This is a genomic window from Erwinia pyrifoliae DSM 12163, from assembly GCF_000026985.1.
Classification (GTDB): Bacteria; Pseudomonadota; Gammaproteobacteria; order Enterobacterales; family Enterobacteriaceae; genus Erwinia; species Erwinia pyrifoliae.
Window position 1 is genome coordinate 3,431,735 of record NC_017390.1, and the last position, 15,204, is coordinate 3,446,938.

The window sequence follows — 15,204 nt, forward strand, 5'->3', positions numbered from 1 at the left end:
TAGCTGCGGCAGCGATCGCCGACGCCTGGCTTGGGGTACGGCCATTATCAGTATCATCCTCACAGGCCAACGGCCCGCAGGCTCTGGCAAACATAGTGCATCGTCAAATGGCCGCCTGCATGATTTTGTTATTTTATTGTTACAAATATGTGTTTTTTAGCGTATCAAAAAGTGACCATCATCACATTAAAACCTCCTCTGGCAGGCTAAAACGGTGAAAAACACAAGGAAAAATTAATGTCCTCTCATACAAGCCACCCCGCCTCAACTCAAAGCGGAGCCAGACGTATCTTCAACGTTACCAGCGGTAACTTCCTCGAAATGTATGATTTTATGGTATTTGGCTATTACGCCACTGCCATTGCCAAAACCTTTTTTCCCGGTGATGACCCCTTCGCCTCATTGATGCTGACGCTAATGACCTTTGGTGCCGGCTTTCTGATGCGTCCGCTGGGGGCCATTATCCTTGGCTCTTACATCGACAGGCACGGACGGCGCAAAGGCCTGTTACTGACCCTCGGATTGATGGCGCTTGGCACATTGTCCATCGCGCTCACGCCCGGTTACAACACGCTCGGTATGGCGGCACCGATTATGATCTTGTTGGGTCGCCTGTTACAGGGTTTCTCGGCCGGGGTCGAGTTGGGCGGCGTGTCAGTATATCTGTCAGAGATTGCGCCGAAGGGGAAGAAAGGTTTCTACGTTAGCTGGCAGTCCGCCAGCCAGCAGATTGCGGTTATCTTTGCCGCACTGCTCGGTCTGATGCTGAACCACCTGCTGGATAAAGGTGAAGTGACCGACTGGGGCTGGCGCATCCCGTTCGTCGTTGGCTGTATGATTGTGCCATTTCTGTTCTGGATCCGCCGCATGCTGGAAGAGACGGAAGCGTTCAGCCAGCGCAAGCACCATCCGTCCATGCGCCAGATTGTTCACTCGGTCGCTCGCAACTGGGCGCTGGTTCTGGCCGGCATGCTGATGGTGGTCACCACCACCGTGATGTTCTATATGATCACCGCCTACACGCCGACCTTTGGAAAAACCGTGCTGATGATCGGCGATAAACAGAGCTTCCTGGTGACCTTGTGCGTAGGCGTCTCTAACCTGTTCTGGTTGCCGGTAATGGGTTCACTGTCCGATCGTTTTGGCCGCCGTCCGCTGCTGTTGCTGTTTACCGTGCTGATGATCGCTACAGCATGGCCGGTACTGCACTGGCTGGTCGGCTCGCCGAGCCTGGCGCACCTGCTGGAGGCCGAACTGTGGCTCTCTTTCCTGTACGGCAGTTACAACGGGGCGATGGTGGTCTACCTGGCAGAGGTGATGCCGGCAGAAGTGCGCGCTACCGGATTCTCGCTGGCTTACAGTCTGGCGACGGCACTGTTTGGCGGCTTCACCCCGGCAGTATGCAGCTATCTGATCCATATTACGGGGGATAACGCGATGCCGGGCGTGTGGCTCTCTTTCGCCGCCGTATGCGGCCTGATGGGTACGCTGATTATTAAGCGGCTGGTGAAGCAGTATCAGGCGCGTCGTCTGATTGAGCCGGCGATTCAGCTATAACGATCAAGGGCGGACCCGTGGTCCGCCCTTGATCGCTGAAGCACCCGCCGCCAGCTTATTTCCCGGCGGCTTCCATGCCCATCAAACCAATCTTCAAATATCCGGCCTGGCGCAGTTTATCCATTACGTTCATTAGCGTTTCATACTCCACCGACTTATCAGCCTGGAAGAAAATGGTGGTGTCTTTCTTGCCTTCGGTTTGCTGTATCAGGGTATCGATCAGCGTCTCTTCGCTTACCGCATCATTGCCAATAAACAGCTGCTTGTCGGCTTTAATCGACAGGTAAACCGGTTTTTCCGGGCGCGGCTGCGGCGCACTGGTAGAAGCAGGCAGATCGACACGCACATCAACGGTAGCCAGCGGCGCGGCGACCATAAAGATAATCAGTAGCACCAGCATCACGTCGATAAACGGCGTCACGTTGATTTCGTGCATTTCACCGTTGCTATCAAGCTCTTCGTCTAAACGCATTGCCATAATGATTAACCTACTCGCAGCTTCTGAGCTGGCTGAACGCGATGAGCACCTTCGCTGGAAGCCAGATCCAGATCGCGGCTCTGTAGCAGCAGAACCTGAGCGGCAACATCGCCCAGTGAGGCTTTGTAGCTACCGATCGCGCGGGCAAATACGTTGTAGATAACCACCGCAGGAATGGCCGCAACCAGACCAATAGCGGTGGCCAGCAGCGCTTCGGCAATACCGGGAGCGACAACGGCCAGATTCGTCGTCTGGGTTTGGGCAATACCGATAAAGCTATTCATAATGCCCCATACGGTGCCGAACAGGCCAACGAAGGGCGCTATCGAACCGATGGTGGCGAGGAAACCGTTACCGCGCCCCGGGTGACGGCCAATGGCCGCCACCCGGCGCTCAAGGCGGAAAGCGGTGCGCTCTTTAATGCCGTTGTTGTCATCAGAACCGGCGGAAAGCTCCAGCTCGTTTTCCGCTTCTTTAATCAGCAGGATGCTCAGGCTCTGGCTCTGAAAATCACCGCCGATCTGCGATGCTTCATCCAGCGAACGCGCATCAGCCAGCAAGAGCTGCTCGCGCTTAAGACGCTTGCGCGCGCTGCGTAATTCGATACTTTTGCTGAAAAAAATCGCCCAGGTGGCAACCGATGCCAACAGAAGCCCAATCATCACCGCTTTTACCACGATGTCTGCATGCTGGTACATGCCCCAGACGGAGAGATCCATCTGCATCAAATCATTTGTCACGCTGCGTCTCCAAGGTCCTATTGCTGACCCAAAAAAATCCAGTGCGAATGATATCAAAACAGCCGGGAATTGATAGTGTGTCTCATTACTATTTACCTTAAACAGGACGTTTTTTACACTTTTTGCCCCTCGCGATCGCGCCGGCAAGCAGAGTGAATTTTTATCACTTATCCCCCGGCTTAATTTCGTCGTGACGGCTGGCGTGTTAACGTTGAACCAGGGCAGCAAACCACACAGGACTTCCATGACCAGCAAAAAGAAAATTGAAACGGCGCTCATCGGTGCCGGACGCGGTAAACGTTATACACAAGGATCGGTTAACCCGGTTATCCAACGGGCTTCCTCACTGGTATTTGACAGCGTAGCCGACAAGAAACGTGCGGCTGCCGGGCGGGCAGACGGCGAACTGTTCTACGGCCGCCGTGGTACCCTGACCCACTTTTCGTTGCAGGAAGCGATGACTGAACTGGAAGGCGGGGCGGGCTGCGCGCTTTATCCCTGTGGGGCAGCGGCGGTTGCCAATGCCATTCTCGCCTTTGTGTCAGCCGGAGATAACGTGCTGATGAGCGGCGGCGTGTATGAACCCACCCAGGACTTCTGCACGAAAATTCTCAGCAAGATGAATGTGACCACCACCTGGTTTGATAGCGGCTCAGGGTGCGATATTGCCGAAAAAGTGCAGCCGAACACGCGGGTGATTTTCCTTGAGTCTCCGTCTTCGATCACCATGGAAGTGCAGGATGTGCCTGCCATCGTCGCGGCCGTGCGCAGCAAAGCGCCCGAAGCGATCATTATGATGGATAACACCTGGGGGGCAGGAATTCTGTTCCGTGCACTGGATTTCGGTATCGATATTTCGATTCAGGCCGGGACAAAGTATCTGATCGGCCACTCCGATGCGATGATCGGCACCGCAGTAGCCAACGCGCGCTGTTGGCCACAGCTGCGGGAAAATTCCTATCTGATGGGCCAAATGGTCGATGCCGATACCGCTTATATGACCAGCCGTGGCCTGCGCACCCTGGCGGTACGTCTGCGCCAGCACGAGCAGAGTGCCCTTCGCGTGGCGCAGTGGCTGGCAGCCCGCCCCGAAGTGGCCGTGGTCAACCATCCGGCCTTACCGCAGTGCAAAGGCCACGCGTTCTGGCTGCGTGACTTTACCGGCAGCAGCGGCCTGTTCTCGTTTGTCTTAACGGAAAAACTCAGCGATATGCAGCTGGCGCACTATCTCGATCATTTTAGCCATTTTAGCATGGCTTACTCCTGGGGAGGCTATGAGTCGCTGATCCTTGCCAGTCAGCCAGAAGAACTGGCGGCAATTCGCCCCGGCAGCGTGATTGATTTTAGCGGAACGCTGGTGCGTTTACATATCGGACTGGAAAACGTGGAGGATTTGATTGACGATTTACGCGCGGGTTTCGAACGTCTGCGTCAATAATGCATTAACATCTCATCAGAACGCGACAACCTTACCGTCACCGGGCCTTTGATCAAAGCTTTTGCGCGCAATGACGTTAGAATAGGCAAGCTTAGGGGCGATACTGCCGCAAAAACCGGGATCGAAGCGACTGGATAAACGGGATAACTAATGGATGTACTTTACGAAATCGTCAAGGCGCTATGGCATCAGGACTTTGCCGCACTGGCCAACCCGAAGGTGATTTGGCTGGTTTACGGGGTGATGTTTCTGACGTTGCTGTTGGAAAATGGTCTGCTTCCGGCGGCCTTTTTACCGGGCGATAGCCTGCTGCTGCTAGCCGGGGCAATGGTCGCCAAAGGGGTAATGAACTTTATCCCCACCATGATTATCCTGACCGTGGCGGCCAGTCTGGGCTGTTGGCTGGGCTATTTACAGGGGCGCTGGTTGGGTAACACCCGGCTGGTTAAAAGCTGGCTGTTCCATCTGCCCGAACAGTACCACCAGCGCGCATGGCATCTTTTTACTCGTCACGGTTTGGTGGCTCTGCTGCTTGGGCGCTTTCTGGCCTTTGTGCGTACCATTCTGCCTACGCTTGCCGGGATTTCCGGCCTGAGAAATGGTCGTTTTCAGCTGTTCAACTGGCTAAGCGGATTGCTGTGGGTGGCGATTCTGGTGAGCCTGGGCTATGCCATTAGCCAGGTGCCGTTTATCAAACGCCATGAAGATCAGATGATGGCCTGTTTAATGGCGCTGCCGCTGGTGATGCTGTCCATCGGACTGATCGGCAGTATTGCGGTGGTGGTTCGCAGTAAAAAGGCCAGGTGAACAGCAATCTGAAGCCGGGAAACCGGCTTTCTCATCTGTTTTGTCAGCCGTTTTTTTGCTCAAAACCGAACGATGGATTTTATTTGCGCCTGTCTTATGCGATGCTTAAACCCGGTTAATCAAAAGGATGCAGGCCATGCCCGATTTTTCCCGTTGTACCTTCACGGAAGGCAGCGTGACGCTGCCGGAAGGCTACAGCGACCGCACCGTTAACGTGCTGCTGGCCGGCGACGATGCGTCCCCCTCCCTCAATATCTCGCGCGACACGCTACATCCCGGTGAAGCCGTGGCGGACTACATCACCCGCCAGCTTGCCACCCTGTCCGCCAGCCTGAAAGGCTGGGTGCTGAAGGGGCGCGAACCGGCGACGCTGGGCGGGGAACAGCTGCCCGGCGAAAGCGTGTCGGCCAGCTATCTGCGCGACGGCCAGCGAATCTGGCAGCGCCAGGCGGTNTTTGCGCTGGCGGAAGGGCGCGTACTGGTGTTTACCCTGGCGCAGCCGCGTAAGCCGTCGCCGCAGGATGAAGCCCTGTTGCAACAGGTGCTGGCAAGCTACCGTCAGCCTGTGGATATCCGCCAGGAATAAAAGGAATTTATCATGAGTGAAGCCGCACGCGTTGGCGATGCCACCGGCCATTCCTCCGCGCTGGCCGGGATGATCGGCGGTACGATTGTCGGCGGGCTGATTGCCGCCGCCGGTGCCGTGGCCGCCGGTGCGCTGTTTGTCGCCGGGCTGGCCTCGGCCTGTCTCGGCGTTGGCGTGCTGCTGATGGGTGCCAGCCTGGCGGTGGGTTATCTCACCGGGGAGGCGGCCACGGCGGCGCGCGACGGCATGGCCGCCGCCGGGGCAGCCAGCCTGTCCGCTTCGGGGCAGATACTGACCGGCTCGCCGGACGTGTTTATCAACGGCAAACCGGCGGCCATCGCCACGGTCAGCCAGGCGGGCTGCGATAAGGACGGGCCGTCGATGCAGATGGCGCAAGGCTCCGACCGGGTGTTTATCAACGGCCAGCCCGCTTCCCGCGTCGGCGACAAAACCAACTGCGGTGCCACGGTGATGGCCGGCTCGCCCAACGTGCACATCGGCGGCGGCACCGCCACCACGCTGGCGATAAAACCCGAAGTGCCGGAGTGGGCCTNCAAGGCCTCTGACCTGACGCTGCTGTTTACCGGGCTGCTCGGCGGTGCCGGCGGCGCGGCCGGTAAGGCTGGCAGGCTGGGTAAACTGCTGAGCAGGCTGCCCGGCATCAGTAAGCTTGCGCAGGTGGCCTGCCGCTTCGGCACCCTGATGACCGCCAGCGCCGCAGCGGGCATCATCGCCCGCCCGGTGGATATCATCAGCGGGCAGAANTTTCTCTCCGGCGACGACGAGCTGGACTTCGTGCTGCCCTCACGTCTGCCGGTCGAATGGCAGCGCTACTGGCGCAGCGGCAACCCGGCGGAAAGCGTGCTGGGGCGCGGCTGGAGCCTGTTCTGGGAAAGCCGCCTGCAGCATTATGATGACGGCCTGGTGTGGCGCGCGCCGTCCGGTGACTTTGTCCCGTTCCCGATGGTGCCACGCGGCCGCAAAAGCTGGTGCGAAGCGGAAAAATGCTGGCTGATGCACAATGCCGACGGCAGCTGGCAGGTGTCCGACGTCAGTGAACAGGTCTGGCACTATCCGCCGCCCGAGGGTAAGCATCCCGCCCGGCTGCACATGCTGACGGACGCCGGCGGNAACGCCACCTCGCTGTTTTACGATGAGCAGGGACGGCTGAGCGAACTGGTGGACAGCGCCGGTCAGCGCCTGAGCTGCCGCTATCTGACCCGCGCCGCCGGGCATGACCGCCTGAGCGCGGTGCTGCTGCACACCCCGGACGGGGAGTGCACGCTGGTCAGCTACGATTATGACGACGAGGGGCAGCTTGTCACCGTGCGCAACCGCGCCGGCGAGGTGACGCGCCGCTTCAGCTGGCGCGACGGGCTGATGGCCAGCCACGAGGATGCCAACGGGCTGCTGAACGAATATCTGTGGCAGGAGATTGACGGCCTGCCGCGCGTCACCGGCTGGCGGCACAGCGCCGGGGAAGAGCTGGCGCTGCACTACGACTTTAGCGGCGGCACGCGCCGGGCGGTGCGCGACGACGGCATGCAGGCGTGGTGGCAGCTGGACGACGACGACAGCGTGGCGCAGTTCACCGACTTTGACGGCCGCCGGCTGGCGTTTGTCTACGCCCGCGGCGAGCTGTGCAGCGTGCTGCTGCCGGACGGCGGCCAGCGTCAGAGCGAGTGGGACCGCTACGGGCGACTGCTGAGCGAAACCGACCCGACCGGGCGCAAAACCCTTTACCAGTACCAGCGTAACAGCGACCGGCTGGTCTGTGTCACCCACCCCGACGGCAGCCGCGAGAGCCGGTCATGGGACCGCCAGGGGCGCCTGATTAAACAGACTGACGCGGCAGAAAACACCACGCTTTACCACTACCCGGACGAAGAAGAGAGCCTGCCGGCGCGCATCACCGANGCCTCCGGCGGCGTGGTGCAGCTTGAGTGGAACGGCCGGGGGCTGCTGACGCGCCATACCGACTGTTCCGGCAGCGTCACCGCCTATGGCTATGACGTTTTCGGCCAGCTCACCGACCGTACCGATGCGGAAGGCAACGTGACCCGCTACCGCCGGGATGCCGCCGGTCGCCTGCACACCCTGCACCACGCGGACGGCAGCGAAGAGCATTTCACCTGGAACGAACGCGGGCAGCTGGTGCGGCATCAGGATCCGCCCGGCAGCGAGACGCACTGGCGCTACAACCTGCTGGGCCAGCCGGTCAGCATCACCGACCGCATCAACCGCACGCGAAACTGGCACTACAACCCGCGCGGCTGGCTGACGCGGCTGGAGAACGGCAACGGCGGCGAGTATCACTTCAGCCACGATGCCGCCGGGCGCATCACCGCCGAACGGCGTCCGGACAACACCGACCACCTGTACCGCTACGGCCCGGACGGCCAGCTGGCCGAACACCGGGAAACCGGCCCGCAGAACAGCCTTGCGCCGCCCGCGCACCGCCTGCACCGCTTCCGCTTTGACGGGGCGGGTCGCCCGGCATGGCGCGGCAACGACAGCGCCGAATGGCAGTATCACTACGATGCCGCCGGCAGGCTGAGCCGGCTCACGCGTACCCCCACCGCCGCCGGGGCGGAGGCGGGGATTGAAGCGGACCGCATTGAGCTGCAGTACGACCGGGCGGGCAACCTGCTGTGCGAGCGCGGCGTGAACGGCGGGCTGCACTACCAGTGGGACGCGCTGNCTAACCTGCAGGCGCTGACGCTGCCGCAGGGCGACAGCCTGCAGTGGCTGCACTACGGCTCCGGCCACGTCAGCGCGCTGAAGTTCAACCGGCAGCGGGTCAGTGAATTTACCCGTGACCGCCTGCACCGCGAAACCGGGCGCAGCCAGGGCGCGCTGCACCAGCAGCGGCGCTACGATGCGCTGGGCAGGCGCAGCTGGCAGAGCAGCGCCTTCAGTGACGGGAAGATAACCCGGCCGGAGGACGGTATTCTGTGGCGGGCGTTCCGCTATACCGGGCGCGGCGAGCTGGCGGGCGTCAGCGATGCGCTGCGCGGCGAGGTGCACTACGGCTACGACGCCGAAGGCCGGCTGTTGCAGCACCGCGAGCTGAAGTCCGGCAGGGTTGGCAACCGGCTGCTGTATGACGCCGCCGATAACCTGCTGGGCGGGCAAAGCCCGCACGACGACCCGGAACAGCCGCCGCCGCCGCCGCTGAGCAGCAACCGCCTGCCGCACTGGCAGCGGCTGTTCTACCGCTACGACGTCTGGGGCAATCTGGTCAGCCGCCGCCACGGCGTCAACGAACAGCATTACACCTACGACGCCGACAACCGCCTGATACGCGCGCGCGGCTTCGGTCCGCAGGGCGAATTCAGCGCGCGGTATCACTATGACGCGCTGGGCAGGCGCAGCCGCAAGGAGGTCACCTTCGCGGCTAAAGCGCCGCAGACCACGCGCTTCCTGTGGCAGGGCTACCGGCTGCTGCAGGAGCAGCGCGGCAACGGCACGCGCCGCACCTGGAGCTACGACCCGGCCAGCCCGTGGACGCCGCTGGCGGCCATCGAACAGGCGGGTGACGCTGAGCAGGCCGATATTTACTGGCTGAACGCCGACCTCAACAGCGCGCCGCTGGAGGTCACCGACGCAGAGGGCAATCTGCGCTGGTCGGGACACTACGACACCTTCGGCAAACTGCTGGGCCAGACGGTCGCCGGGGCAGCACAGCGCACCGGGCCGGTCTATGACCAGCCGCTGCGCTACGCCGGGCAGTACCAGGACAACGAGAGCGGACTGCACTATAATCTGTTCCGTTACTACGAGCCTGATGTAGGAAGATTCACGACCCAGGACCCGGTGGGGCTGGCGGGAGGGATGAACCTGTATGCTTATGCGCCGAATCCGTATGGGTGGGTTGATCCGCTGGGGTTAAGTAAGTGTGCACTGGAAGGAAAATATAAAGAAGTCGATAAGGCTAATTTACCTGATTGGATTAAAGATTCTTTCAAGAATGGCGAATATAAAACGGTAAGAACAACTGATGAAGTGAATTTATATCGTGTGTTCGGTGGTAATGCGAAAATAGACGGATCATTTGTTAGTACATCACCAGCGTTGAATAAAATACAAGCCAAAATTGATTCGGCACTTTTACCAGAATGGAAAAATACGCGACAGTTTGAAGCTACTATTACTGTACCTAAAGGAACAATCCTTCAGGTCGGCAAGGTTGAACAGCAAGTTATGCTCTCTGGTGCAAAACTCCAGGGAGGGGCTGACCAAATATTGTTACCACATGGCTATCCTACAAGTTGGATAAGTGATGTCAGATTTTTATAACAGGAATTTAAATTGTGGATAAAAATGAACTTTTGTCTGAAATTGATAAAGCCTCTAATTATGTAGAGGCTTCAATGAATAGTGAAGGTAAAAGCGGTTTAAAAGTATTTATTGATGATTTAAAAAAATTGAAGGGAAAAGTGTTGGGTAATGATCTGGTCAATAATCCATTAAGAGGCTTTGCTCGTCGCTATGCGGAAATGTATAGCGATTATCTTAATCCAATAACAGATGTTTTAGACAAAATAGAAAAATCTGTAGATAATTATTTGGATACCAACTAAGGATTAAATTAAAGCCGGAAGCGATCCCCACAGATCCTTCCGGCTTTTTACCTTCAGCCACCCTTCACGCCAGCATGGCGATCATTCGCTGCTTAGTCTGTTCCAGCTCCTGCTGCTGTGCCTTCAGCTGCTGCTCCATTGCCCGCAGCCGCCTCTCCTCGCGGCTGTCGGGGATCAGCAGCAGACAGCCGTCCAGCACCGTCAGGCTGACGCCGGTTCCCACCGCAAATCCCGCCTCCGCCAGCCACTTGCCCGTGATGCTGACCTGTGGCGTATCGCGTTCGCCGCCCTTCGGGCGGTAGCCGACGGTAACGCGCCGCTGCATTTTGGAAATTCCCCGTTCTGACTTAGAATCATGCTCAGCCATGATTAACTACCTCGTTTAGTTGCTTATGGTTAGCGGCTGTTACAGGTTGCCTCCTGTAGCAGTCGCGTTAAATATCAGCGTGTTAGCTTGATCGCTTGTCTGACTTTCTCTTGTGTGATTGCCATATCCAGAAAATGACAAATCATGTCCTGATCTTCCGTTTTTAACCCATCAACCTGTTTACACAACTCTTTTAACCGCTTGTTTTTAATATCAAAAACGGGTGCTGCCGTATCTTCTTCTCCTAAAAGCATATAGTCAGTGCTGACCTCAAGAAATTGAGCCAACTTAATGATGTAATCAAACTGTGGCTTAACCTGTCCTTGCTCCCAGCGCCCCAGCATACGGGGCTGGATATCCAGCAAATTAGCCAGTTCTATCTGTGTTAGCTGCCGTTCTTTGCGCAGGGCAGCGAGACGCTTACCGAAATCAGTCATGGATACACAAAACCAGTTAAGTTCTTTGCCCCACATGATAAACGCCCTTTTAAAATTAGCCCTTGAAGGAATTATATTGACTCGTATATTATAGGTCAATAATGACCTTGACGTATTTTTTAGAGGAATGTGGCATGGCACGCATCGCAGAAACGGAATTACAGCACCTGAAAGCCGCCGTCTCTTTAGCCGCCGTGGTGCAGGCGCAGGGGCGGCAGCTGTTTAAGCGCGGTAAGGATCTGGTGNCGCTGTGCCCGTTCCACGATGAAAAAACGCCCTCCTGTGTCATCTCCCCGGCGAAAAACCTGTATCACTGCTTCGGCTGTGACGCGGGCGGTTCGGTGCTGGACTGGCTGATGCACAGTGAAAANCTCAGTCTGCGTAAGGCGGTGGAGCGGCTGCGGGCGGAGCTGGGGGAAAACCCGGCGCTGGTGCCGCTGGTCGCACAGCCGGACGTGTTCGCCGACGACGAAGCCGGGCGGCAGGCGCTGCTGGAGCGGGTAACCGCGTTTTATCACCAGACGCTGCTGAACGCGCCGGAGGCCCTCGCTTACCTTGAGAAGCGCCGCCTTAACTATCCTGAATTAGTGGCGCAGTTCCGCCCGGGCTTCGCTAACCGCACGCTGGCCTACCGTCTGCCGCCAAAGAAGCTGAAGGACGGCGCGGCGATCCGCGCGCGGCTTCAGGCACTGGGCATCATGCGTGAAAGCGGTCACGAGCACTTTACCGGCTGTCTGGTGGTGCCGGTGGCCGATCTGCACGGCCGGATCCGCGAGGTCTACGGGCGCAAAATCGACAAGCCGCAGCGCGGCATGCCCGCCCATCTCTATCTGCCGGGGCAGCACGGCGGGGTGTGGAACGAGCAGGCGCTGATCGGNTCAAAGTCGGTGATCCTGTGCGAATCGCTGATCGACGCCATGTCGTTCTGGGTGGCCGGGCAGCGCAACGTGACGGCGGCGTACGGGGTGAATGGCTTTACCGACGATCACCGCCGGGCCTTTGCGCAGCATGAAATAAAACAGGTGCTGATCGCCTTTGATAACGATGCGGCGGGCAACGCGGCGGCGGTCAGACTGGCGGCGGAGCTGGCGGCCATGCAGATCGACACGTTCCGCATCGTGTTCCCCGCCGGAATGGACGCCAACGGTTATCTGTGCCGGGTGGCGGAGCCGGAACAGGAGTTCGGGCTGCTGGCCGGGTCGGCGCAGCCGATGCGCGATGCGGTGACGGTGCCTGAAATGGTTGTGCCTGAAACCCTCCCTGCTTTAGCCGCCAGCCCTTCAGATCCCGGCGTTATCGTCGAGCGCGGTGAGGCAGGCGAAGTAACGATCGGCCTCGGGGCGCAGCGCTGGCGGGTGCGCGGGCTGGCTCAGGTGAAGCCGGGCGCGGCGGTGATGAAGCTCAGCCTTCAGGTGCTGGATCGGGAAAGCGGCGCGGCGTTCGCCGACTCGCTGGATCTGATCAGCGCCCGCAGCCGGGGCGGTTACGTGCGCCAGGCGGCGACGGAACTGGGGCTGGCAGAAGACGACGTGCGGCGTTCGCTGGGAAAAGTGCTGCTGGCGCTGGAGAACCTGGCCCCGCAGCCGGAAGAGACAGCGCCGGAACTGACGGAGGCCGAACGGGCGGCGGCGCTGGCGCTGCTTAACGATCCCGACCTTAGTGGCAGAATCACCGACGATCTGGCCGCCTGTGGCGTGGTCGGCGAATCCACCAATCTGCTGGCCGCCTACCTGGCGGCGACCTCGCGCAGGCTGGAACGACCGCTGGCGGTGCTGATCCAGTCGTCATCGGCGGCTGGCAAGTCGTCGCTGATGGATGCGGTGCTGGGGCTGATGCCGGAAGAGGAGCGGATGCAGTACTCGGCGATGACCGGACAGAGCCTGTTCTACCTCGGGGAAAGCAACCTGCAACACAAGATCCTGGCGATAGCGGAAGAAGAAGGGGTACGCCAGGCGGCGTACGCGCTGAAGCTGTTGCAGTCAGACGGTGAACTGACCATCGCCAGCACCGGCAAGGATGATGCCACCGGGAACCTGGTGACGAAGCAGTACAGGGTCAAAGGCCCGGTGATGCTGATGCTCACCACCACCGCNATCGACGTGGACGAGGAGCTGCTGAACCGCTGCCTGGTGCTGACGGTGAACGAAAGTCGGGAGCAGACGGAGGCGATCCACGCGATGCAGCGCCACGGGCAGACGCTGGAAGGACTGCTGATGACCAGTGAAAAGGCGCACGTCACGCGGCTGCACCAGAACGCGCAGCGGCTGATCAGGCCGCTGAAGGTGGTTAATCCGTACGCCTCGCGACTGACGTTTATGTCAGACAAAACCCGCACGCGGCGCGACCATATGAAGTATCTGACGCTGATCCAAAGCGTGGCGCTGCTGCACCAGTACCAGCGCGAGGTCAAGACGGTCACGCATCGCGGCGAAGCGCTGGCCTATATCGAGGTGACGCGGGAAGACATCGCGCTGGCGAACCGTCTGGCGCATGAGATCCTCGGGCGCACGCTGGACGAGATGCCGCCGCAGACGCGCAGGCTGCTGATGCTGATCCAGGAGTGGATAAGGGAGTGCGGCCAGCCGCGTAACGAATGGTTGTTCACGCGCAGGATGCTGCGTGACGCACTGCGCTGGGGGGATACGCAGCTGAAAATCCACCTGGCGCGGCTGGTTGAAATGGAGTATCTGCTGCTGCACCGGCGTGGTCTGACGTTCCTGTACGAACTGCTGTTCGACGGGGAAGACGGGGACGGGGCGCACCTGTGCGGGCTGATCGACCCACAGTACGATCACCTCCGGTCGGGGTCAGAAGCCTGACGGTCGGCCTCCGGTCGGGCAGCGGTCGGCGGTCGGTCGGGTGGGGAAAAACGGCTTCAGGCCGCACCACGCATGGGCTGAACGCCAAACCGGTCGGGGAGGGGCAAAAAGCACTGTTCCGGCCATCAAGCCAAAATCGTATCGTCAATCCACTTCGCAGGACGTGCCGCCATGACCAGACCGAATCCCCCCACCGCAACAGAAAGCCATATCAGCCGGCAGGGTCAGACGCTGCGCCGGCTGGCAGAAAGCTGGCTGGCGCACCTTGCCGCCGCCGGACGCAGCCCGCGCACGGTGCAGGGATACCGCGAACGGGTGCTGGCGTTCCTGGCCTGGTGCGAACCGCGCGGGATAAGGTACGCGCCCCAGGTAAGCCTGGCGGTGCTGGAAAGCTATCAGCGTTATCTTCGCGGCTACCGTAAGGCGGATGGAACACTGCTGGCGGTAAACGGGCAGCGGCACCTGTTATCGGCGATAAGGATGCTGCTGCGCTGGCTGCTGCAACGGCACCATATCCTGTATAACCCGGCTGAACTGCTGGCGCTGCCAAAGGAGGAGCGGCGGCTTCCGGCGCAGGTGTTCAGCGAGGCGGAAACACGGCGGGTGTTGCAGAGCCTGGACGCGGGCACGCCGCCGGGGTTGCGTAATCGTGCCATCCTCGAACTGTTGTGGAGTACGGGGATCAGGCGTACGGAGCTGGCGAACCTGCTGCTGTCGGATGTGGACGCGGTGCGCGGCGTGGTGAACGTGCGGCGCGGCAAGGGCGGCAGGGATCGGGTTGTTCCGGTCGGTCACACGGCGCTGATATGGCTGGGGCGCTATCTGAAGGACGTGCGGCCACGGCTGGCGCAGCGGTTCGACAGCGGACATCTGTTTATCAGCCATAAGGGAACGGGGCTGGGGCGCAGCACCTTAACGGCGATGGCGGGCCGTGCCATCCGTGAGGGTGCGCACCTGAAAAAGGCGGGAGCCTGTCATATCTTCCGCCACTCGATGGCGACACAGATGCTGGAGAACGGGGCAGATACGCGGCATATCCAGGCAATACTGGGGCATGAGAAGCTGGAGACCACGCAGATCTATACNCGGGTGGCCATCGGTCACTTGCAGAAGGTTCATGCTCACACGCATCCGGCGGAGAAGCGGCGTACGGAGAAGTTAGCGGAGCAGCCGGACAGCGCGGAGCCGGAGAACACCGCGCCGGAGGTTACAGCGGAGTCGCCGGACGGTCAGCAGAGGTAGCTCAAATCCTGTCAGGCCGCAGGTTGTGGAGTCCGGCAGAGCGCACCCTCCCTGGTGCGATCTGCCTTCATCACGTTCAGCGTGCGCGGGGGTAAACGGCCGTGCGCCGGGCTTCAGCGGCGCATCTCTCCGTGAGCCGGTTCCCGGCTT

The 15,204-nt window shown here is 60.0% G+C and carries 11 protein-coding genes and 1 pseudogene; 8 read left to right on the plus strand and 4 right to left on the minus strand.

Annotated elements, in window-relative coordinates; genetic code table 11:
- The first annotated feature begins 237 nt into the window (after positions 1–237).
- A complete protein-coding gene (tcuC, locus tag EPYR_RS15695; protein ID WP_012669364.1) occupies positions 238–1,557 on the plus strand; it encodes an MFS transporter in 1,320 nt (439 codons plus the stop codon).
- 55 nt (positions 1,558–1,612) lie between these two features.
- On the opposite strand, the gene exbD is transcribed toward tcuC, so the two are convergent.
- Both exbD and exbB read right to left on the minus strand, forming a co-directional pair.
- The gene (exbD, locus tag EPYR_RS15700) at positions 1,613–2,035 is read right to left on the minus strand and encodes a TonB system transport protein ExbD (protein WP_012669365.1); all 423 of its coding nucleotides are present in this window, start codon (positions 2,033–2,035) and stop codon (positions 1,613–1,615) included.
- A gap of 5 nt (positions 2,036–2,040) precedes the next feature.
- A complete protein-coding gene (gene exbB / locus EPYR_RS15705) occupies positions 2,041–2,775 on the minus strand; it encodes a tol-pal system-associated acyl-CoA thioesterase (protein WP_012669366.1) in 735 nt (244 codons plus the stop codon).
- Between the two features lie 244 nt (positions 2,776–3,019).
- Here exbB and metC point away from each other — a divergent pair, with 244 nt between their 5' ends.
- The 5 genes and pseudogenes from metC to EPYR_RS15730 all read left to right on the plus strand — a co-directional run bounded on the left by metC (position 3,020) and on the right by EPYR_RS15730 (position 10,189).
- The gene (gene metC, locus EPYR_RS15710) at positions 3,020–4,213 is read left to right on the plus strand and encodes a cystathionine beta-lyase (RefSeq protein ID WP_012669367.1); all 1,194 of its coding nucleotides are present in this window, start codon (positions 3,020–3,022) and stop codon (positions 4,211–4,213) included.
- Positions 4,214–4,363: 150 nt separating this feature from the next.
- Positions 4,364–5,020 (plus strand): DedA family protein, encoded by a 657-nt coding sequence (locus tag EPYR_RS15715; protein WP_012669368.1) that lies wholly within the window; start codon positions 4,364–4,366, stop codon positions 5,018–5,020.
- A 136-nt stretch (positions 5,021–5,156) separates the two neighbouring features.
- Positions 5,157–5,606: a DcrB-related protein gene (locus EPYR_RS15720; protein ID WP_012669369.1), complete on the plus strand. Its 450-nt coding sequence runs from the start codon at positions 5,157–5,159 to the stop codon at positions 5,604–5,606.
- A 12-nt stretch (positions 5,607–5,618) separates the two neighbouring features.
- Positions 5,619–9,507, plus strand: a pseudogene (locus EPYR_RS15725) (RHS repeat-associated core domain-containing protein); the annotation flags it as partial.
- A gap of 412 nt (positions 9,508–9,919) precedes the next feature.
- The gene (locus tag EPYR_RS15730) at positions 9,920–10,189 is read left to right on the plus strand and encodes a hypothetical protein (protein WP_012667454.1); all 270 of its coding nucleotides are present in this window, start codon (positions 9,920–9,922) and stop codon (positions 10,187–10,189) included.
- Between the two features lie 64 nt (positions 10,190–10,253).
- On the opposite strand, the gene EPYR_RS15735 is transcribed toward EPYR_RS15730, so the two are convergent.
- Positions 10,254–10,556 (minus strand): SymE family type I addiction module toxin, encoded by a 303-nt coding sequence (locus tag EPYR_RS15735; RefSeq protein WP_012667453.1) that lies wholly within the window; start codon positions 10,554–10,556, stop codon positions 10,254–10,256.
- A 74-nt stretch (positions 10,557–10,630) separates the two neighbouring features.
- On the minus strand, positions 10,631–11,029 hold the full coding sequence (locus EPYR_RS15740) for a helix-turn-helix domain-containing protein (protein ID WP_012667452.1): 399 nt from the start codon (positions 11,027–11,029) through the stop codon (positions 10,631–10,633).
- A gap of 98 nt (positions 11,030–11,127) precedes the next feature.
- On the opposite strand from EPYR_RS15740, the gene EPYR_RS15745 reads away from it, so the two are divergent.
- A complete protein-coding gene (locus EPYR_RS15745; protein WP_014539498.1) occupies positions 11,128–13,812 on the plus strand; it encodes a CHC2 zinc finger domain-containing protein in 2,685 nt (894 codons plus the stop codon).
- 171 nt (positions 13,813–13,983) lie between these two features.
- Positions 13,984–15,054: a site-specific tyrosine recombinase XerC gene (xerC, locus tag EPYR_RS15750; protein WP_012667450.1), complete on the plus strand. Its 1,071-nt coding sequence runs from the start codon at positions 13,984–13,986 to the stop codon at positions 15,052–15,054.
- The last annotated feature ends 150 nt before the right edge of the window (positions 15,055–15,204 follow it).